This is a genomic window from uncultured Granulicatella sp. (assembly GCF_963516875.1).
Classification (GTDB): Bacteria; Bacillota; Bacilli; order Lactobacillales; family Aerococcaceae; genus Granulicatella.
Map to the genome: position 1 here is coordinate 1 of NZ_CAUQCL010000022.1, position 21,554 is coordinate 21,554.

19 protein-coding genes and 1 tRNA gene are annotated in these 21,554 nt (G+C 33.5%); 16 read left to right on the plus strand and 4 right to left on the minus strand.

The genetic code is table 11. The annotated features are described in order from the left end of the window. Window positions 1-183: 183 nt before the first annotated feature. Window positions 184-256 (minus strand) — tRNA-Lys (locus RWM24_RS07550). Window positions 257-430: 174 nt separating this feature from the next. Between RWM24_RS07550 and RWM24_RS07555 the strand changes: the two genes are divergently transcribed. From RWM24_RS07555 to cls, 5 genes are all read left to right on the plus strand, one after another. Beyond that, on the plus strand, window positions 431-1,594 hold the full coding sequence (locus RWM24_RS07555) for an IS30 family transposase (protein WP_314113070.1): 1,164 nt from the start codon (window positions 431-433) through the stop codon (window positions 1,592-1,594). A gap of 510 nt (window positions 1,595-2,104) precedes the next feature. Then, a complete protein-coding gene (pnp, locus tag RWM24_RS07560) occupies window positions 2,105-4,210 on the plus strand; it encodes a polyribonucleotide nucleotidyltransferase (protein WP_006703569.1) in 2,106 nt (701 codons plus the stop codon). 160 nt (window positions 4,211-4,370) lie between these two features. After that, window positions 4,371-6,047: a ribonuclease J gene (locus RWM24_RS07565; protein WP_314113074.1), complete on the plus strand. Its 1,677-nt coding sequence runs from the start codon at window positions 4,371-4,373 to the stop codon at window positions 6,045-6,047. A 26-nt stretch (window positions 6,048-6,073) separates the two neighbouring features. After that, window positions 6,074-6,679 (plus strand): energy-coupled thiamine transporter ThiT, encoded by a 606-nt coding sequence (locus RWM24_RS07570; protein WP_314113076.1) that lies wholly within the window; start codon window positions 6,074-6,076, stop codon window positions 6,677-6,679. 72 nt (window positions 6,680-6,751) lie between these two features. After that, window positions 6,752-8,191, plus strand: a complete 1,440-nt coding sequence (gene cls, locus RWM24_RS07575; RefSeq protein WP_314113078.1) for a cardiolipin synthase — start codon at window positions 6,752-6,754, stop codon at window positions 8,189-8,191. Window positions 8,192-8,368: 177 nt separating this feature from the next. Here the strand turns inward: cls and RWM24_RS07580 are convergent, their stop codons facing one another. Both RWM24_RS07580 and RWM24_RS07585 read right to left on the minus strand, forming a co-directional pair. Continuing rightward, entirely contained in the window at window positions 8,369-9,541 is a 1,173-nt protein-coding gene (locus RWM24_RS07580; RefSeq protein ID WP_314113081.1) for an IS110 family transposase, read from the minus strand. Between the two features lie 507 nt (window positions 9,542-10,048). Continuing rightward, window positions 10,049-10,366 carry a hypothetical protein gene (locus RWM24_RS07585; RefSeq protein WP_006703579.1) on the minus strand — a complete coding sequence of 106 codons (318 nt, stop codon included), beginning with the start codon at window positions 10,364-10,366 and terminating at the stop codon, window positions 10,049-10,051. 243 nt (window positions 10,367-10,609) lie between these two features. Between RWM24_RS07585 and RWM24_RS07590 the strand changes: the two genes are divergently transcribed. The 9 genes from RWM24_RS07590 to RWM24_RS07630 are packed head-to-tail and all read left to right on the plus strand — an operon-like array spanning window position 10,610 to window position 19,110. After that, complete coding sequence (locus RWM24_RS07590; RefSeq protein ID WP_006703580.1) at window positions 10,610-10,936, plus strand: hypothetical protein; 327 nt, start codon at window positions 10,610-10,612, stop codon at window positions 10,934-10,936. After that, window positions 10,923-12,875, plus strand: a complete 1,953-nt coding sequence (locus RWM24_RS07595; RefSeq protein WP_314113083.1) for a V-type ATP synthase subunit I — start codon at window positions 10,923-10,925, stop codon at window positions 12,873-12,875. The genes RWM24_RS07590 and RWM24_RS07595 overlap by 14 nt, the downstream gene beginning before the upstream one ends. Window positions 12,876-12,893: 18 nt before the next feature. Then, window positions 12,894-13,376, plus strand: a complete 483-nt coding sequence (locus RWM24_RS07600; RefSeq protein WP_314113086.1) for a V-type ATP synthase subunit K — start codon at window positions 12,894-12,896, stop codon at window positions 13,374-13,376. A 12-nt stretch (window positions 13,377-13,388) separates the two neighbouring features. Then, the gene (locus RWM24_RS07605; RefSeq protein ID WP_314113088.1) at window positions 13,389-13,970 is read left to right on the plus strand and encodes a hypothetical protein; all 582 of its coding nucleotides are present in this window, start codon (window positions 13,389-13,391) and stop codon (window positions 13,968-13,970) included. A gap of 11 nt (window positions 13,971-13,981) precedes the next feature. After that, complete coding sequence (locus tag RWM24_RS07610; RefSeq protein WP_314113090.1) at window positions 13,982-14,983, plus strand: V-type ATPase subunit; 1,002 nt, start codon at window positions 13,982-13,984, stop codon at window positions 14,981-14,983. Beyond that, window positions 14,973-15,284 (plus strand): V-type ATP synthase subunit F, encoded by a 312-nt coding sequence (locus RWM24_RS07615; protein ID WP_006703585.1) that lies wholly within the window; start codon window positions 14,973-14,975, stop codon window positions 15,282-15,284. The genes RWM24_RS07610 and RWM24_RS07615 overlap by 11 nt, the downstream gene beginning before the upstream one ends. Before the next feature lie 32 nt (window positions 15,285-15,316). Next, on the plus strand, window positions 15,317-17,098 hold the full coding sequence (locus RWM24_RS07620; RefSeq protein WP_314113093.1) for a V-type ATP synthase subunit A: 1,782 nt from the start codon (window positions 15,317-15,319) through the stop codon (window positions 17,096-17,098). Further along, window positions 17,091-18,467 carry a V-type ATP synthase subunit B gene (locus tag RWM24_RS07625; RefSeq protein ID WP_006703587.1) on the plus strand — a complete coding sequence of 459 codons (1,377 nt, stop codon included), beginning with the start codon at window positions 17,091-17,093 and terminating at the stop codon, window positions 18,465-18,467. Before RWM24_RS07620 ends, RWM24_RS07625 begins: the two co-directional genes overlap by 8 nt. Before the next feature lie 7 nt (window positions 18,468-18,474). Next, the gene (locus RWM24_RS07630) at window positions 18,475-19,110 is read left to right on the plus strand and encodes a V-type ATP synthase subunit D (protein WP_006703588.1); all 636 of its coding nucleotides are present in this window, start codon (window positions 18,475-18,477) and stop codon (window positions 19,108-19,110) included. Between the two features lie 53 nt (window positions 19,111-19,163). Here RWM24_RS07630 and RWM24_RS07635 read toward each other — a convergent pair whose 3' ends face one another. Beyond that, complete coding sequence (locus RWM24_RS07635) at window positions 19,164-20,279, minus strand: hypothetical protein (protein ID WP_314113096.1); 1,116 nt, start codon at window positions 20,277-20,279, stop codon at window positions 19,164-19,166. Window positions 20,280-20,541: 262 nt separating this feature from the next. On the opposite strand from RWM24_RS07635, the gene gmk reads away from it, so the two are divergent. Together gmk and rpoZ are read left to right on the plus strand one after the other, a co-directional pair. Next, window positions 20,542-21,165: a guanylate kinase gene (gene gmk / locus RWM24_RS07640; RefSeq protein WP_314113099.1), complete on the plus strand. Its 624-nt coding sequence runs from the start codon at window positions 20,542-20,544 to the stop codon at window positions 21,163-21,165. A gap of 16 nt (window positions 21,166-21,181) precedes the next feature. Continuing rightward, window positions 21,182-21,397 (plus strand): DNA-directed RNA polymerase subunit omega, encoded by a 216-nt coding sequence (rpoZ, locus tag RWM24_RS07645; protein WP_006703591.1) that lies wholly within the window; start codon window positions 21,182-21,184, stop codon window positions 21,395-21,397. The last annotated feature ends 157 nt before the right edge of the window (window positions 21,398-21,554 follow it).

Here is a 21,554-nt window from a genome sequence, read left to right on the forward strand (position 1 = left end):
GATAAAATTTGTCTTCTCTACATGAAAATATTGTATGGCATCAAAGCAAAAGTAAATGGGTTTACACTATTTGTTAAGATGTAATTTGATTAAAAAAGAAAATCTAGATTTAAAAGTGGGGTAAATCAGTTATAAACAAGCAAAAAAGCCCTGTAAATCAAGGCTTCTTCCTGTTGATTTAGATGCCCCCTACAGGGCTCGAACCTGTGACCCATAGATTAAGAGTCTACTGCTCTACCAACTGAGCTAAGGAGGCATTGATTACGTTTTTAGTATAGCACTTTGAAGTTAAAATGCAATTGTTTTTAGGATTTTTTTCAAAAAACGTAAAGTTTCAAAGTAACTTCTAGTTAAGTGTCAAAACTAGAAGTTAGTATGAGACTACATTTTTCGGTAGAATTAAGTATGGGACAAATGATGGTATAAAACTATGAAACACAAACATTTAACTCTATCTGATCGTATTGAAATTGAATTAGGTATTACACAAGGTTTTTCTTTTAGAAAGATTGCTTCAATCATTGAGAAGAATCCTTCTACTGTTTCAAAAGAAATAAAAAAACATCTAATCGTTAAACAACCAGATGAACATGAAAAGCTTTCTCCTTGCGAGCGTTTAAATAAGCCACCGTATTGTTGTAACAATTGTCCTTTTAAGCGTAGTAAATGTGGACATTGTAAACAATTTTACCACGCTAAGCATGCACAACGACAATATGAGGCTGAATTATCTTATTCTCGTGAAGGTATTGCGCTTAATAAGGAGAGTTTTTATGAAATAAATGATATTGTGTCAGAAGGAATTCATAAAGGTCAACATTTACATCATATTATCGTAACTAACGAACTATCGATTTCTCGTTCAACTCTTTATCGTTATGTTAAAAAAGGATATATGGATGTCGCTCCTATAGATTTTCCTCGTATTGTTAAATTTAAACCAAGAAAATCTCATGATTTACCTCCTATTCCTTCTAAGGATAAAGTTGGGCATCACTACAGTGACTTTTTAGAGATCCTTCATTCCGGTGACTATCATTATTGGCTTGAAATGGATACCGTTATTGGTCGTATTGGAGGTAAGGTCCTATTAACCTTCAATGTATCCTCTTGTAATTTTATATTCGCACAATTATTAGATAATAAATCGACTGCTCAAGTTGTTGAACACTTAAATCGCATCAAGCTTGATCTATTAAAAAATAAATTATCATTTTCTTCCCTTTTTCCTATTATATTAACCGATAATGGTGGTGAATTTGCCGATATTTCTTCGATTGAATCAGACGATGAGAATCACTGTCATCTTTTCTTTTGTGAACCTAATCGTCCTGATCAAAAGGCTCGTATCGAAAAAAATCATACATTGATTCGCGACTATTTCCCAAAGGGAACTTCTTTCGATGAATATACACAGGAGGATATTAACCTTGCTGTATCTCACTTAAATGGGGTTAAACGACAATCCTTAAATAATAAGTCAGCTTATGAATACTTTACCTTTATGTTTGGAGAAGCTGCTGCGAAAGCATTAGGTGTTCATTACATCGAACCCAATAACGTTATCCAATCACCAATATTATTTAAAAAATAATAGTATAAATCAAGATAAATTTTCATAAATAATCAACAGAACTTATTAAAATATTAATTAGAGAAAGGAAACATTTGTCCCACAGTAAATTCCAGCAACCTCGAACTTAGTTTGAGATGTTCTCGAACTGAGACAATGTCGTGCGCTCAAAATTTAGTTTCCTTTCTAAAAAAAACAACAGAAATCAAGATTTCTGTTGTTTTTTTATCGACTAGAACTTAGATTGGTACAAAAAAACTCTAATTTTCCATCTGTTCTCAGACTAAATTCAACTAATTTCTAAACTAGAATTTAGATTGAGAATTTACCTTTTTTCAAAAAATGCTAAAGTTTACTCAAAAAAATAGTTATTCAGTATCGTTTATGGTAGAATTATTGCGTATGACAATCAAGGAGTATTCTTTTTAGCGTGCTTACTTTAGAAATATAAGAAGGTGAGTTTTTCGTCTGTTTATATTTCTAAAAGTAGGTTTAAAAGATACTCTTAAAAAGAAGAAAAGGAGAATCGATATGTCAGAAAAAAAAGTATATAGCTATGAATGGGGCGGAAGACTGTTACAAGTTGAAATCGGCCAATTAGCAAAACAAGCAAATGGTGCTGTCTTAGTTCGTTATGGAGATACAGTGGTATTAACAGCAGCCGTTGGTACAAAACAAGCAAAGGATACAGATTTCTTCCCATTAACAGTGAACTATGAAGAAAAAATGTATGCAGCAGGTAAAATTCCTGGAGGATTTATTAAACGTGAAGGACGTCCAAGTGAACATGCGACATTAACAGCTCGTTTAATTGACCGTCCAATTCGTCCAATGTTTGCAGAAGGTTTCCGTAATGAAGTTCAAATTACAAATACTGTAATGTCTGTAGATCCAAACTGTCCACCAGAAATGGCAGCAATGTTTGGTTCAAGTTTAGCATTATGTATTTCAGATATTCCATTTGATGGTCCAATTGCTGGGGTAGATGTTGGTCGTGTAAACGGAGAATACGTGATTAACCCTACAACTGAACAAGCTGAATTATCAGATATCGAATTATCTGTAGCAGGTACTGCAACTGCGATTAACATGGTAGAAAGCTCTGCTAAAGAAGTGAGCGAAGAAGATATGTTAGGAGCATTATTATTCGGTCACGAAGAAATTAAAAAATTAGTAGCTTTCCAACAACAAATCGTTCAAGAAATTGGAAAAGAAAAAATGGAAGTAACATTGCTATCATTTGATCCAGAAATCGAAAAACAAGTGAAAGACTTATTCAGTCAAGCAATGATTAATGCAATCCAAACAGAAGAAAAATTAGCTCGTGAAGAAAATATTGAAAAAGTTAAAGAAACTGCCTTAGAACATTTTGAAGCTGTTTTAGAAGACAATGATGAAAAAGCAGGCTTATTAAAACAAGTTTCTCAATTAGTGGATAATCTTGAAAAAGACGAAGTACGTCGTTTAATTACTGAAGAAAAAGTACGTCCTGATGGTCGTAAAATTGATGAAATTCGTCCATTGTCTTCAGAAATTGACTTATTACCACGTGTTCACGGTTCAGGTTTATTTACTCGTGGACAAACTCAAGCATTAACTTCAGCTACATTAGCACCTTTAGGAGAATATCAAGTCATTGATGGTTTAGGAATTGAAGAAGGTAAACGATTCATCCACCACTACAATTTTCCACAATTCTCTGTAGGTTCAGTAGGTCGTGCTGGAAGCCCAGGTCGTCGTGAAATTGGTCACGGTGCTTTAGGGGAACGTGCATTGAAACAAGTCATCCCAACTCCAGAAGATTTCCCTTATACAATTCGTCTTGTATCAGAAGTATTAGAATCAAATGGTTCATCTTCTCAAGCAAGTATTTGTGCGGGAACACTAGCCTTAATGGCAGCAGGTGTACCAATTAAAGCACCTGTAGCGGGTATTGCGATGGGATTAATTTCTGATGGTACAAACTATACAGTATTAACAGATATCCAAGGGTTAGAAGACCACTTAGGAGATATGGACTTTAAAGTTGCTGGTACAACAACTGGTATTACAGCTTTACAAATGGATATTAAAATCCAAGGAATTACGGAACAAATTTTACGTGAAGCATTAACGCAAGCGAAAAAAGCTCGTTTTGAAATTTTAGAAGAATTAACTTCTACAATTGCTGAACCTCGTAAAGAGTTAAGCCCATATGCACCTAAGATTGAAATGATTTCTATTCACCCAGATAAAATTAAAGTTGTTATCGGTCGTGGTGGAGAAACAATCAATAGCATTATTGATGAAACTGGCGTTAAAATTGATATCGATCAAGAAGGTCATGTATCCATCGCTTCAACTGATGCTGCAATGATTCAACGTGCAAAAGAAATTATTGAAGATTTAACACGTGAAATCGAAGTTGGACAAGTTTATGAAGGAACTGTTCGCCGTATTGAAAAATTCGGAGCTTTTGTTGAAATTGCAAAAGGAAAAGATGGATTAGTTCACATCTCTGAATTAGCGCATGAACGTGTGGCGAAAGTAGAAGATGTATTAGCGATTGGAGATAAAGTAAAAGTAAAAGTTACTGAAATTGATGGACAAGGTCGTATCAACTTATCTCGTAAAGCATTAATCGAAAAAGAAGCTTAATCATTCATAAAATGAGGCTAGGAAAACCCTAGCCTCATTTTTTATTTCCAAGAAAAAATATGAAATGTTAGTCAAAAAATCGTAAATATGTTATTCTAGAATAAGAATGTAAACAAGTTGGTAAGACAAAATACAACAAATAAATAAGATGAGGTGAACTATGAGTTCAATTAAAATAATGGCGCTAGGAGGCGTTCGAGAAAACGGTAAGAGTTTATATGCCGTTGAAGTAGATGAAGATATTTTCGTCTTAGATTGTGGATTGGTTTATCCAGAAGACGAATTATTAGGAATCGATGTCGTGATTCCAGATTTTACTTATTTAGAAGAAAACAAAGATCGGATTGCAGGAGTATTTTTAACCCATGGTCATGCGGATGCAGTAGGAGCTCTTCCTTATTTTCTAAAAAATATTCAAGCACCAGTTTTTGGGACAGAATTAACGATTGCTTTAGCAAAATATTATGTAGAGTCTTCTAAACAAGTAAAAGGATTTGATGATTATCATATCGTCACTGAAAATACAGAAATTGATTTTGAATCTGTAACGGTGAAATTTTTCAAAACAACCCATACTATTCCAGATTCAGTAGCGATTGTTTTAAAAACAGCAGACGGAAGTATTGTTTATACTGGAGATTTTAAGTTTGACCAAAGTGCTGCCGTTGGCTATCAAAGTAATTTTGGCCGTATTACGGATATTGGAGAAGAATATGTTTTAGCCTTATTAAGTGATTCTAGTGATGCTGAAAGTTATGAGGAAAATGTTAGTGATCGTAGAATTGAAGCTAGTATTTTAGATACATTTAGAGATGCTACAGGTCGTATTATTGTAGCTTGTGTGGCAAGTAATATTTTACGTATTCAACAAGTCTTTAATGCAGCTTATGAATCAGGGCGCAAGATTTTCTTAACAGGTGCGGAATTAGAAGAAATTGTGAATATCGCATTGAAATTAAATAAATTAACGGTTCCTTCAGAAGATTTATTCGTAACAGCACGTGAATTAAAACGTTTGGCAGATGATGAAATTGTTGTATTAGAAACAGGAAATGTGGGCGAACCAATTAAAGCTCTACAAAAAATGGCACAAGGTCGTCACCGCCAAGTGAATTTACATCAAGGAGATTTAGTTTATATTGCGACAACTCCTTCAACTGCAATGGAAACAGCAATTGCTCGTACGAAAGATATGATTTATCGTGCAGAAGCTGAAGTCGTTGAAATGGCACATAATTCGAAAGCGAGCGGACACGCAACTCCAAATGATTTAAAACTAATGATGAATTTATTACAACCAACATTCTTCATTCCAGTTCAAGGGGAATATCGTAGCTTATTAGCTCATGCTGAATTAGCGCATGAATTAGGCATTCCATATTCTAATATTTTCATTCCTGGTAAAGGGGATGTTATTGAAATTTCTAATGGAAGAATGACAGCTACTGGCCAAGTTCAAGCGGGAAATGTTTTAGTAGACGGAATTGGTGTTGGTGATATCGGCAATATCGTATTAAAAGATCGTAAGATTTTATCAGAAGATGGAATTTTCGTAGTCGTTGTAACGATTTCTAGACGTTTAGGAAAAATTCTATCCGGACCACAAATTGTATCTCGAGGCTTTGTTTATATGAAGACAAGTGAAGAGTTATTACAAGAATCTCAAAAAATTGTCACAGATATTGTAGAAGAAAACTTAGCAAGTGATAATTTTGAATGGCCACGTTTAAAACAAGAAGTACGTGATGGATTAAGTCGCTACTTATTTGAACAAACAAAACGTCGTCCGGTAATTCTTCCAATTATTATGGAAGCTTCACATTATAAAAAAGATTAAGTTGTATCGTTGAAAGGGGAACATTCATGGGTTCAAAAGCAGTTAAAATTATGTTAGAAGTGTTGTTAGCTATTGCTGTTGCTAGTGGGCTTTCTTACATTCCAGCAATTGGAGGAAATGTAGTCATTGACTTTGCTATTATTCCTTTAATTTTACTTTCTCTTCGTCATGGAGGAATTTGGGGAGCAATCGCAAGTATTTTATTTGGTCTTCTACATGCTGTCTTACATCCAAGTGGAACAGGATATATTGTTGTTCCATTCCATGATTCTGTAATGGGATATGGATTTGTAGCTTTTGCGGGATTCTTTGCTAGAAATACGGTTCGTACAGCATTTAACGCTCGTATTTCTTCTACAGTATTAAATGTTGTAACAGCTAGCATTATTGCAACATTTGTTAGCTATGGTTTCCATGCTATTGCTAGTGCAATTGGAGCACCAACATTATTTGCAACTGAAAAAGTTGCTTTAGCAAGTGGATTTTTAGGCTTTTCAGCAAACTTTATTGCTACATTAGTCGTAACACTAGTAGTATTAGTAACGTTGATTTATGTAAAACGTGATATTTACATTCCAAAAGGAACAAGATACTTATCTCGAAAAGAAAAATCTCACTTATTAAATGACTAGAATAATAAATTGGGTGGGAAAACAGTTTTTGTTTTCCCACATTTTTTCTAAGTAGAAGGGAAGGAGAGCAAAATGGATTTATTAACACTTATAATTTCAGGTTTAGTATTTATCAATACACTTGGAGCAATTATTACTGTATTTAGAGAACCAAGAGAGATTTCTGCTACATGGGCTTGGTTATTAGTCTTAGTCTTTTTCCCATTTTTAGGGTTTATTATTTATTTCTTTTTTGGAAGAAAAATTAGTAAAGATCGGATTTTTGATTTGAAATCTCAAGACACATTTCGAATTAGAAAACGAGCCGAAACTCAATTAGAAGAATTAGAACAAGATAATACTTTTTTTGAAGATTTATATTTAAAAGAATTAGCCGTTCTTTTTTTAGAAAGTGATGAATCTGTTATTACAAAAGGAAATCAAGTTGAAATTATGACGTCTGGACAGGAGAAATTTACTCAGTTAAAAGAAGATTTGAGAAATGCTAAAGACCATATTCATATCGGCTATTATATTTTTAATGATGATGAATTAGGCCATGAAATATTAGAGATTTTAGTTGAAAAAGCGCAGCAAGAAGTCGAAGTTTTAGTGCTATATGATGCATTAGGGGCTCGTTTTACAAAACAAAAATTTTGGAAGAAACTGCACGATGCGGGTGGACGTTCAGAAGCCTTTTTTGGGTATACATTTGGGATTATTAATTTGCGGATGAACTATCGTAATCACCGTAAAATTGTTGTTATTGATGGAAAAATTGGCTATGTGGGTGGCTTTAATATAGGGGACGAATATTTAGGAAAGGGAAAACTGGGCCACTGGAGAGATACCCATTTAAGAATTAGAGGGAATGCTGTATTATCTCTTCAAGCTCGTTTCTTTATTGATTGGAATGCGACAGCTTCAGAACGATATCAAAAAACATTTTCTGAGCGATATTTTCCTACTTTAGAATGTTTAGGAGATACAGCGATGCAAATCGTTTCAACAGGTCCAGATAATGATTATCAAAAAATTAAAATGGGATTTGTTAAAATGATTTATATGGCGAAAAAATCAATTGATATTCAAACGCCTTATTTTATTCCAGATGAAAGTGTTCTGGAAGCTTTGCAAGTAGCTGCTCTTTCAGGGGTAAAAGTACGGATTATGGTTCCATGTAAACCGGATCATCCATTTGTTTATCGTGCAACAGAATATTATTGTCGGAATTTATTAAAAGACGGTGTAGAAATTTATTTATACGAAGAAGGTTTCTTGCATGCAAAAACAATGGTCGTAGATGGCGTTGCTTCTACAGTTGGAACCTCTAATTTTGATATGCGAAGTTTCCGATTGAATTTTGAAATTAATGCGTTTATTTATGATGAGGAAATTTCATGTAAGCTACAAGATATTTTTGAGAAAGATATTGAGAACTGTTTATTAGTAGATGAAGAGTATTTTAAAAAGCAATCTCCGTGGAAAAAATTTAAACAAAAATTCTCCAGACTGCTTTCTCCGATATTATAATTTTTTATAAAAGACTTTATTACTATAGCAAGGACGCCAGCAGCTTCGCTTTGCGAATCTCATGGCTAAAAATTGAGCCAAGGTCTCAATTTTTATTTGAAACAAAGTACGAAAAAAAGACAAAAAGATACTACCTATGCTATAATGTAAGTGGAAATTTTTTTAAATTGTCAAAGATTAAGCGTTAGTCTGTTGTCGCAGACCTAACGCTTTTTGACTATCATAAGGTTTGTGCGATTGAAGTATTTTATAGATAATTCTAAGCATTTTATGACCACAAGCAATAATAGCTTTCATTTTACTTCCTCTGCTAGATATTCGCTGATAGAAAACTGAAAAGGTTTCCTCTTTAACACGTTGAACACTTAACACCGACATTACTAAGGCTTGTTTAAGATATTTATTGCCTTGCGTCGTGTGCGAAGATTTCTTTACACCGGCACTTTCGTTAGAACCCGGACACATTCCAGCCCATGAAGCTAAGTTCTTATCAGTTTTAAAAGCTTCAACATTTGGACCGATTTCAGCTAATATAGTGGCACAACAATTATCACTGATACCAGGAATTGTTAGAAGAAGTTGATATTCTTCAGGGAAATGTTCTAAAATATATTCGTTTATTTCTTTATTAAGTTCATCTGATATCTTTTTATGAAGTTTATATTCTTCCATGCATTCTTTAATAAGAAAACGATCTACTGTAGATAATTTACCATCCATAGCTTCAATTAATTGTCTAGTAGAGGCTTTTATTCGACCGTGTATACAACTTTCGACATTATCTTCATTGATAACTTCTCCATTAATAAATAAAGTTAATAAAGCTTGTCCAGTCTTGCAGAAAATGTCTGCTAAGTAACTTGTTATTTTAATATTAGCTCTTTGTAAAATAACATGGATATGATTTTTTATTTGAGTTAAACGTTGTTTTACTGAGAGACGATAACGAGTTAAATAACGTAATTGAAGCACTTCTTGAGAAGGGATATAAGATTGGTTAATTAAACCACACCTACCAAGTTGTGCAATCCACTCAGCATCCTTGACGTCTGTCTTACGACCAGGGACATTTTTAATATGTTGAGGATTGGCAAGGATTAATTCTAAGTCGGAATCAGAGAAGATATTGAAAAGAGGAATCCAATATTGTCCTGTGCTTTCGAAGAAAACATGCGTAACTTGATGTTCAAGTATCCAATTAAGAGCTGCTTTTAATTCTTTAGTTGTGGTACCAAAGCTTGTTTGATATTTTTTAGGTTCGTTTGAAGTTAGAGGACCATCTAAAATACAACAAACAATGGATTTTTGATGTACATCAATCCCACAACATACTGGGTGCATTACTTGCATAATAAAACCTCCTATTCTAATTGTTTAAGAACAATGGAACAGAAGGTAAAATGTAATTTTATTTTCATGCTCTAGGCATAATCGAGTTTTCTCATGACCCCTGTTCATCCAGTTTTCCTGACAGGAACGACAATTCCCCAATAAATTGAACGGATTAGTATTGTTCTCTAACGTAAGTATAATACCAAATTTTGTTTCTGTCATGAGTAAGACGGTGAAACCGTCTTGGAGTTTTCCTGTAACAGAAGGCAAAAGCCTTCTGTTACTACTGCTATGGTAATAAGTTTTTTATGTTTAGTTGTCATAAAAAAAGAGGCAAAAATCATAGTAATGAATTTTGACTCCTTGTTTTATCTAACTTTTGGGTTGCAGTACATTTATCTCCCTAAGAAAAAAGACTTCTCATTGTAGTGCAGGTAAATTTGAGACCTAGGCTCAAATTTTAGCCAAGAGACACCACAGGTGGCTACTGGCGTTCTAATACTACAATATCAGAAGTCTTATTTTTTATACTTGAATGGCAGAAACAACTTGTTCTAAGTTTAAAATCATGGTTAAATCTTCGCTTAGAAAAACAAAATGATTGTTTGGTTGAATACAGCTTTTAATAATGCCTTTTTTAGTAAATTGTTGTAATTCACCTTTTGAATTATATTGTTCAAATAAAAGAGTAATTTCTTTTTTGAAATAGTAACTATTATGAATCGTCTCAACAACATCAATTAATGGCATTACAGGTGTAAATGAAGTTGATTCTGTTGGAAATTGTAAACTATTTAATAATGGTTGAATAAATGAATGAAATGGTTTTTTATATTGTTCCATAATTGGACCTCCCGAACAAATGTTTGTATTTGTATTATACGAACATTTGTTCTGAAATGCAAACATTATTTTAAAAAAATAAAAAATATTTTTAAAAAAGGTAGAGTTTCTTCCTATTAAACTATAATGATAATAGAGAAGAGTAGAATAGAATTATCGTTTGATACATTTAAGAAAGCAAGGTATAATAACAAAAGTAGGAATTTATTATCGAATCCAGACCTATGAGATGGGAGGTGTACTATGAGCCAAAAAATTGTAGAATCTGTTCAAGCTATTGAAAATCAAGCTCAACAATTAAAAGAAGATTTTCAAAAGAAAATTGATGAAGCAAAAATTCAAGCGAATCAAAAGATTTCTGAATCTAAAAAGAATGTAGATATCGCTTTGACGAATTATGAAAAAGAATTAGAGGATAAATATTCTCAAAAGAAATTGGATTTCCAAGAAGAATTAGCATCTCTTCAAAACGAAGAAATTCAACAAATACAACAAGTATTTGAAGCCAATCGACAAGAATTGGTTCAGGAAACAATTAAGGAGGTGTTAAAACGATATGGCAATTGCTAAAATGAAAAAATTGATGTTTATTGCACCAAATCGTATTCAAAGCCAATTGATGGACGCGGTTCAAGAATTACAATCATTAGAATTCATTTCCTTAAGTCAAGGGCAATCCATGTTAGAAGAATCAAAACCTTCGAATCAAAAAAATCTTCAAGAGTTAGAAAGTAAAGTAGAACGATTACAAGAAGATATTCGCTTTTTAGAAAAATATCTAAAACAACCTTCACTCATGAAAAAATTGAAAACTAAGAAAGAAACGTTTACGATTGAAGAACTTCAACAAACCGTTTCTAATTGGGATTATCAAGAATTAATGGAGAGTGTTGAAAAGTATCGAGTACAACTACAAAAATTTGAAGAGAAAAACGCAGAGCTTATTGAAACTGAGACTCTACTTAGAAAATGGGGAAATTTAGACTTCCATCCAAAGGAAATCTTTAAACAACCATTTACGAAGACGAAAATGGGGACGATTCCTCAAACAACGGATAATCGTTATTTAGAAAGTCTAAAAGAGAGTCAGTGGATTGTCGTTCAGGAAGTGTATCATACAAGAGAAGAAGTTGGAGTATTTGCAACTTATTCAAGAAAACATCAACAAGAAGCTAAAGAAGAATTAGCGAAAGTGAATTTTAGTGTGACATGGTACCCATTTGACCATAGCCCTAAAGAAGAATTGCAATTGAATTTAGAACGTCAAAAGCAATTAAAAGAAGCTAAAAATTCATTCCTACAAGAAATGCAACAACAAGAGGATCTTGTTAGAAAATTAAAATTGTATTGTGAATATGCGTTTAATGAATGGCAAAAAGAAATTGCAAAAGAACAATTGTATTCAGGAGAGCATTTATTCTGCTTACATGGTTATTTATGTGATGATGTGGTGGAACAAGCAAAACAACAAATAGAAGAGTATGGAATTGCTTCTCAAGTGACCGTAGTAGAATTGGACATTGACCCAGAAGAATATGAAGAAACTCCTACTGTTTTGAAAAACCATTCGCTCATTAAACCATTTGAAATGATGATTGAGATGTATGGTTTACCAAAATATGGAGAGGTGGATCCAACGCCATTTACAGCGCCGTTTTATCTTGTGTTCTTTGGAATGATGTCTGCAGATATAGGATATGGACTTGTTTTATGGTTAGCAACTTTCCTTGCGTTAAAACTATTTGTATTAGATAAAGGAATGAAACGTAATTTAATGTTCTTCCATTTATTAAGTTATCCAACAGTAGCTTGGGGAATTATCTTTGGTTCATTCTTTGGAGTGGATATGCCATTCCAACCGTTATCGCTTTCAAAAGATTTAACGACGATTATGATTTTATCAATCATTTTTGGGGTTATTCAAATTATTGTAGGTCTATTGATTGGGGCTTATAGTAATTGGAAGAAAAAAGATTATGCTAATGCGTATACCACTCATATTGGATGGTTAGCGATTATTTTCGGCTTAATTTTATATTTAGTAGGTTCGATGATTTTAAATATACCGATTCTTGCAACTATTGGATCATATGTAGCGATGATTGCAGCGGTACTAATTGTTATCGTATCTATGTTGACAAGTTCGAATAAATTTGCGGGCTTGGCAAGTGGGTTATATAACTTATATGGTATTAGTGGTTATGTGGGAGATGTTGTCAGCTATACTCGTTTGATGGCTTTAGCTGTATCAGGCGGTAGTATTGCAGCAGCGTTTAACATGTTAGTGACTTTCTTACCACCAGTAGCAAGAGTGACAGTAGGAATTTTTCTGTTAATTGCGCTTCATGGGCTAAATATTTTCCTAACATTTTTAGGAGCTTATGTTCATGGATTAAGATTACAGTTTGTAGAATTCTTTGGTAAATTCTATGAAGGTGGAGGAAGAGCTTTAAAACCATTTAAAACGTATGAAAAATATATTGAAACAAAACAAAAATCAAATCAATAAGATGGAGGAAGATTTATTATGACAAACTGGTTAACATTTTTTACTGAAAATTCTGGAGGTTTTATTTTCGCAGCGTTAGGAATGGCTGTAGCAAGTATTTTTTCAGGAATTGGTTCTTCAAAAGGTGTAGGGATTGCAGGGGAAGCTGCAGCGGCGTTAATTAAAGAACAACCTGAAAAATTCGTTCAAGCATTAATTTTACAATTATTACCTGGTACTCAAGGGATTTATGGATTCATCATTGCATTCTTCATTATGCAAAAAATGAGCGCAACAATGCCTTTAAGTTCTGGTTTATACTTATTAATGGCAGCTTTACCAATTGCATTTACAGGTTTATTATCTGGTATTGCTCAAGGGAAAGTAGCAGCAGCTGGTATTCAAATTTTAGCGAAAAAACCAGAAGAATCTACTAAAGGGATTATCTTTGCAGCCATGGTTGAAACTTATGCAATCTTAGGATTATTGGCTTCATTCTTAATTATCAATCAATTAGGTTAGGAGTTGGAACGTTTGAAAGATTTAGAGCAACTAAAACAACAAGTATTAAAAGAAGTCAAAGAAGATTTCTCACATCAATTGGCTGTTGCTACTAAAGAAGAAGAAGAACGTACAAATGTCATGAATGCAACTTTAGCAGAACAAGAAGTGGCAAAGAAAACTCAATTAAAACAACGTGCAAAACAACTTTGGGATAAAGAAAAACAATCTTTAGTCAATGCGAGTAAAAAAGAAATATTACAAGAAAAAAGACGATTACTCGATAGCGTGTTTGATGAAGTTTACTCCTTAATGTCTGGATGGAGTGGCGTAACATTAGTACAGTTTATTCAATCGGCAGTAGCTCAATTACCTAAACAAGAGAAAATTACATTAGTGTTAGGGGAAGCAACAGCAAGTCAATTATCACAAGAAGATATTCACCAATTAACGAATACTTCTGAATTAGAAGTGGCCCAAACGACTTTAAAACAAAAAGTTGGATTTGTTTTACAACAATCAGGAATTGAATACAACTATTTATTCGATGCACTATTAAAGGATTTAAAACAAGAATACTCACCAGAGTTAGCTAAAAAAGCTTTTGAAAGATAGGAGGGGTTTCAATGAATGATTTAGCTTATTCAGGAATCAATACTACTGTTCGTATTTTAGAACAACAATTACTTTCAAAAGATATCATGAATAGTTTATTAGCTTCAAAAGAATTACAACAAGCTTTAGAAGTGTTACAAAAAACGGCTTATGGTTTTCAAACGGATGAATTATTGCAAACGAAGCAATTTGATGCGGTATTAATGAAGCATTTAAAACAACAGTATGAAGAATTATATGAATTAACTCCTACACCTGAATTGTTAGATATTTTTTCAATTCGTTATACGTATCATAATTTAAAAGTGTTATTAAAAGAAAAATTTGCTAAAAAAGATTTTTCACATTTATTAGTACCCATTGGTCGGTATTCATTAGCAACCTTAAAACAATTAGTAGAAACTCGAGATTCTCAAGATGTTCCTAGCGTTATGGTAACAGCCGTTCGAGAAGCTTATGAAGATTTTGAGAATTTTGAACGATTAGAAACTGCTGATGTTTTTATGGATACTTATTATTTTAGACATTTAAGAATGTTAGAACGTGAATTGCAAGATGATAAAGTGACAGAATTTGTTAATTTAATGATTGATTTAGAAAATATTGCTACTTTAATTCGAGCAAGTGCTCAAAAACAATCAAGAAGCTTTTTACAAACGGTATTATCAAATGAAGGAACGGTATCGAAAACGCACTTAATCGATACATTCCAAGAATTAGGTTGGGCGTCATTATTACAATTATTTGATGGTGTTTCTTATAAAGAAGAATTGGAAAGTATTTTATCGCAAGAAAACATTTCTGTATTGAAATTAGAATTGTTGAAAGACGAATGTATTTATCGTTATTTAAAAGATGCGACATTCGATGCTTTTGGACCTTATCCATCCCTTGCCTATATTCATGCTAGTGAAATGGAAGTGAAAAATATTCGATTGATTTTAGTAGGAATCGATAATGGGTTTAGTGAAGAACAATTAAGAGAAAGGATGCGACCAGTTTATGGCTCATAAAATTGCAGTTGTTGGAGATAAAGACTCAGTCCTTCCTTTCAAAATTCTTGGTTTTGATGTGTTTCCTGCTCACGAAAGTTTAGAAGCAAGAGAAACCATTGATCGATTAGCAAGTGAGGAGTATGGAATTATTTATGTAACAGAAGCGATTGCCTCTGAAATTGCTGAAACGATTCGTCGTTATGATGCAGTTGTTTCACCAGCAATCATTTTAATTCCAAATCATAAAGGTTCATTATCCATTGGAAAATCAAGAATTCAAGAAAATGTGGAAAAGGCTGTAGGTCAAAATATTTTATAATTCGTAAAATTTAGTTAAGAGGAGGTACTTCGGTGAAGAGCGGAAGAATCGTAAAAGTATCAGGACCATTAGTGACCGCTGAAGGTATGGAAGATGCAAATATTCAAGATATTTGTCATGTAGGTCACCTTGGACTGATTGGTGAAATTATTGAGATGCGTAAAGGCGTTGCCTCTATTCAAGTTTATGAAGAAACGTCTGGAATAGGACCAGGAGAACCAGTAACAACGACAGGAGAAGCACTTTCTGTTGAATTAGCTCCCGGAATTATCTCTCAAATGTTTGATGGGATTCAACGTCCATTGAATACATTTAAAGAAGTATCTAACAGTGACTTTTTAGTTCGTGGAACAGTAGTAGCCCCATTAGATCGTCAAAAAGAATGGGAGTTTCATGCAACAGTAGCAGTTGGACAAACTGTTGAAGCTGGAGATATTGTAGGTTATGTACAAGAAACAAAAGTTGTTCAACATAAAATTATGATTCCTTATGGAGTAAAAGGAACAGTAACAAGTATTTCAAGTGGAACATATCGTATTGAAGACACGGTTTATACGATTGAAACAGCAGAAGGAGAAAAATCTTTCAATCTCATTCAACGTTGGCCTGTTCGTCAAGGACGTCCATTTAAAGTGAAGAAAAATACGGAAGTTCCAATGTTAACAGGACAACGTGTCATCGATACTTTCTTCCCTGTAACAAAAGGGGGAGCTGCAGCTGTACCTGGCCCATTCGGAGCTGGTAAAACAGTTGTTCAGCACCAAATTGCAAAATGGTCTGACGTAGATATCGTAGTTTACGTAGGTTGCGGTGAACGTGGAAATGAGATGACAGACGTATTAAATGAGTTCCCAGAATTAATTGACCCAACAACTGGTGAATCAATTATGGAAAGAACGATTTTAATTGCGAACACATCGAATATGCCTGTAGCAGCTCGTGAAGCTTCGATTTATACAGGGATTACCATTGCAGAGTATTTCCGTGATATGGGATACAGTGTTGCGATTATGGCGGATTCGACATCTCGTTGGGCAGAAGCATTACGTGAAATGTCAGGACGTTTAGAAGAAATGCCTGGGGATGAAGGATATCCTGCTTACTTAGGTAGCCGTATTGCAGAATATTATGAACGTGCTGGACGTGTCGTTACTTTAGGTAGCGAAGGCCGTGAAGGTACTATTACTGCTATCGGAGCAGTATCACCTCCAGGGGGAGATACTTCAGAGCCTGTTACTCAAAATACATTACGTGTTGCTAAAGTATTCTGGGGATTAGATGCAACATTGGCGCAAAAACGTCACTTCCCATCTATGAACTGGTTAACTTCTTATTCTTTATACAATCAAGAAGTTGGAAAATATATGGATGAACACATTTATGAAAATTGGTCATCTATGGTTCAACATGCGATGCAAACATTGCAAGAAGAAGCAAGCTTAGAAGAAATTGTACGTTTAGTTGGTTTAGAGTCATTGTCTGAAAAAGACCGTTTAACAATGACAATTGCGAAATCAATTCGTGAAGATTACTTACAACAAAATGCATTTGACGATGTGGATACATTCACTTCTCGTGAAAAACAATACCGTATGTTAGATTTAATTTTAACATTTGAAGAACAAGCAAGACATGCGATGAGCGTCGGAGCTTATTATGCAGAAATTATGGATGGCACAGAAGAAATTCGTGACCGTATTGCTCGTTCAAAATATATTCCAGAAAGTCAAATGGAACAATTTACAGCAATTAAAGAACAAATTCAAGAAGATGTTAAAGCAACTATTCAAAAAGGAGGAATGACAAATGCTTAAAGAATATCGTACGATTAGTGAAGTTGTCGGCCCTCTAATGATGGTTGAACAAGTAGAAGGCGTTAAATTTGATGAGTTAGTAGAAATCCAATTACAAAATGGAGAAACTCGTCATGGACAAGTACTAGAAGTTCATGAAGATAAAGCGATGGTGCAAATTTTCGAAGGACCTAGCGGCATTAACATTCGTGATTCCAAAGTACGTTTTAAAGGGAAACCTTTATCCTTAAATGTATCAGAAGATATGGTGGGACGTATTTTTGATGGAATGGGAAATGTGATTGATGGTGGTCCTGAATTATTACCGGAAGCATCATTAGATGTGAATGGACAAGCGATTAATCCAGTTTCTCGTGACTATCCGGATGAATTTATTCAAACAGGGATTTCAGCAATCGACCATTTAAATACATTAGTTCGTGGACAAAAATTACCAGTATTCTCTGGTTCAGGTTTACCTCATAAAGAATTAGCAGCTCAAATTGCTCGTCAAGCAACGGTGTTAAATAGCGATGAAAAATTTGCGGTAGTATTTGCTGCGATGGGGATTACCTTTGACGAAGCAGAATACTTTATGGAAGATTTCCGTAAAACAGGGGCGATTGATCGTTCAGTAATGTTTATTAACTTAGCGAATGACCCAGCGATTGAAAGAATTGCGACTCCTAAAATTGCCTTAACAACAGCTGAATATTTAGCGTATGAAAAAGACATGCACGTGTTAGTGATCATGACAGATATGACAAACTACTGTGAAGCATTGCGTGAAATTTCTGCAGCTCGTCGTGAGGTTCCAGGTCGTCGTGGATATCCAGGTTACTTATATACAAACTTATCGACATTATATGAACGTGCGGGACGTTTAGTAGGACGTAAAGGGTCTGTAACTCAAATTCCAATTTTATCAATGCCTGAAGATGATATTACACACCCAATTCCAGACTTAACAGGTTATATTACTGAAGGTCAAATTATTTTGGATCGTGCATTAGATAAACAAGGGATTCAACCTCCAATCAATGTATTGCCATCTCTTTCTCGTTTGAAAGATAAAGGTTCAGGTGAAGGGAAAACTCGTAAAGACCATGCTTCAACGATGAACCAATTATTTGCTGCCTATGCAACAGGAAAACAAGCAAAAGAATTAGCAGTCGTTTTAGGGGAATCTGCTTTATCAAAAACAGATAAATTATATGTTGAATTTACAGATCGATTCGAAAAAGAATACATCAGCCAAGGATTCCAAACGAATCGTACCATTCAAGAAACATTAGATTTAGGTTGGGAATTACTATCAATTTTACCTCGTACGGAATTAAAACGTATCAAGGATGAAATGCTTGATGAATTTTTACCTAAAGGGGAGTGATTCCTAAATGGTGAGATTAAATGTAAAACCAACAAGAATGGAATTGTCGAAATTAAAACAGAGATTAACCGTTTCTGTTCGTGGTCATAAATTATTAAAAGATAAGCAAGATGAATTAATGAGACAATTCATTGAGTTAATTCGTAAAAATAATGAATTACGTGATCAAGTTGAAAAACGTTTAACAGCAGGAATGAAAAGTTTTGTGTTAGCAAAAGCAACACTAGAAGAAGCTTTTATTGAAGAACTAGTAGCAATTCCTCCACAAAGTGTCACATTGAATTTACAAGAAAAAAATATTATGAGTGTTTCTGTTCCAGAAATGAATTTTACGGTAGTAGAACAAAATCAAGAGAGTGATTTTAAATATGGTTATTTAAACTCCAATAGTGAGATTGATCATTCAATTGAAGAAATTTCTGCAGTGTTACCCGATTTATTATCATTAACAGAAATTGAAAAAACTTGTCAGTTATTAGCTGATGAGATTGAAAAAACACGTCGAAGAGTAAATGCTTTAGAATATCGTATGATTCCTCAATTAGAAGAGACGATTTACTACATTGAAATGAAGTTAGAAGAACAAGAACGTGCAAGTATTACTCGTATTATGAAAGTAAAAGATATGGGTCAAAAATCTTAATGAATAATAATGAAACGAGCATCTCGCAAATAGAGATGCTCGTTTTTGTATCGTTATTTTAACCAAATATGAAATGAATGAGGATCAACCTCTTTTTTGGAGAGGACGGTACTTTCACTAATTTGATAACGTAATAGTTTATTGCCTACTAAAATTAATAAAGTGTCATCATCTATTTGTTTTACATCTTTTAAATGATCTGTATTTATATCAAAACCGAATTCAGATAAATCGATGAATTGTGAGGTCTGATTCGTTAAATGAAATAGGCTGAATCCGATTTTTTTAGAATAAACTATCGAATGTTCAATGGCGACTAAATCACTATTTAATTCAAAGAGGTTGTTAGGCGCAATTTCAGGTAAATCGATGAACTCCTTTGTTCCTGAATCCATATCATAGTGGAACAGTTGCCCTAGAATTATTTTTTCCTTCGTAGAGTCTTTACGATAACCACTTGAAGTAGCGTATAAGTGATTTCCTTTTACAAAGCTATCATTAAAGTAATAAGTGACCTCTGCTTGGTCGAATAACGGTTCTTTATGATCTAACTGTAATTTGCTGTCATGAATTGAAAAATGATATAAATTATTTAGGTTCTGATGATTTGAATCACCTTTGACATCTGTTCCTAAAAAATAAAGATGATTCCCTTCGTTTGAAAAGTCTGAAAGAATGACTGGTTTCTCAAAAATATATTTATCTAATTTTTTTAATGTTGGATCAAAAGTTGCTAAAAAATTTGAGGCAGAAGTGAAATAGTAATCAGGATTTGATCCAGAAGAGGTATAAGCATAGTCATTTGTTTTATGATATTTGATTTCCCCTGCTTTAAAGTCGATAGATGTTACTCTTCCAATGACTCCGTGAGGTTTTCCTTCCTCAGAAAATACTAAATAACGATTGGAAAGTTCTGCACGTTTAACGGTCGGATTGATTTGCCCTTTAACAATTTCTACTTTTTCATTAGAAACTTTTTTGAGTTCTACATCGTCTAATTGGTATCCTTCAATGTTGTGGTAACCGACTATATAAAAATCAGCATCTGATGAGATAGAGAAATGCTTTGTGAGTGATTCGAAAATCTTTGGTGTCAAGAAAAGTCCTAATATTACTAGTACAATAACAACAGGAAAAATAAATTTTAGTTTTTTCGATTTCTTCTTCATAAATGATTTCCCCTTCCGTACTAAAATGTAAACCTTTTCATTTCTATCTTTATTATATTTAAATTTTAGAAGAAAGTCAATTATTATGTACGTTATTTCACAATAAATATCCGAGATTTTCAAGAAAAAACACAGACAATTATGAGGAGACGATTATAATTTGTTGAGGAAGGGATATTTTTTCTACTTTAGCTTGTTGTTCGACTAAAGTTTATGATAAGATAGTAAAAAGCTGTAAAAAGAATGGAGTTTTGAGACGATTATGACAAAAAGAGGATTGTTAATCGTTTTATCTGGGCCATCAGGCGTAGGGAAAGGAACAGTTAGAGCTGCAATTTTTTCAAAAGGGGAACAAAAATTTGTTTACTCAATTTCAGCAACAACTCGCCTACCACGTACAGGTGAAACAGATGGGGTCGATTATTTCTTCAAGACAAGAGAAGAATTTGAACAAATGATTCAAAATAAACAATTATTGGAATATGCTGAATATGTTGGAAATTATTATGGCACTCCATTAGAATATGTAGAAAATACATTAGCAACAGGTAAAGATGTATTTTTAGAAATTGATGTACAAGGCGCGATTCAAGTTCGTGAATTAATGCCAGATGGAGTATTTATTTTCTTAACACCACCTGATTTAAATGAATTAGAAAGCCGTATTGTTAACAGAGGAACAGATTCTGATGAAGTGATTGCGAAGCGTATGAAAACAGCTCGTGAAGAATTAGAGTTGATGAAGTATTATGATTACTCTGTAGTGAACGATACAGTGGATAATGCCGTTCAAAAAATCGAAGCAATTATTCAAACGGAGCACTTGCGAATCATTAGAAATTTAGATACTATAGAAGAGCTAGAAGAAATACTGGAAGAAAAGTAGAAAGAGGTAATCTATTATGATGTTATATCCTTCAATTGATAAATTATTGAACAAAATTGATTCAAAATATTCTTTAGTAATTTTATCAAGTAAAAGAGCTCATGAATTACACCATCATGAACCACAAAAATTAGAAGACTATCAATCAGATAAAAATGTTGGCCGTGCGTTAGAAGAAGTTATCGCCGGTGAATTAGGAATTCGTGAAGATAGTATTCCTGAAGAAGTTTAATGATAAATAAGCCTTGAAGTGGAGAAATCCCCTCAAGGTTTTTATTTTTATAAATAAAATTTAAGACTGAATAAATGGTTTTCTATTTTTTGAAAAAGATGATACACTATTCTTATGATGTAAATTGGGGTAAGTATACCTCTAAAGCGAGGTGAAA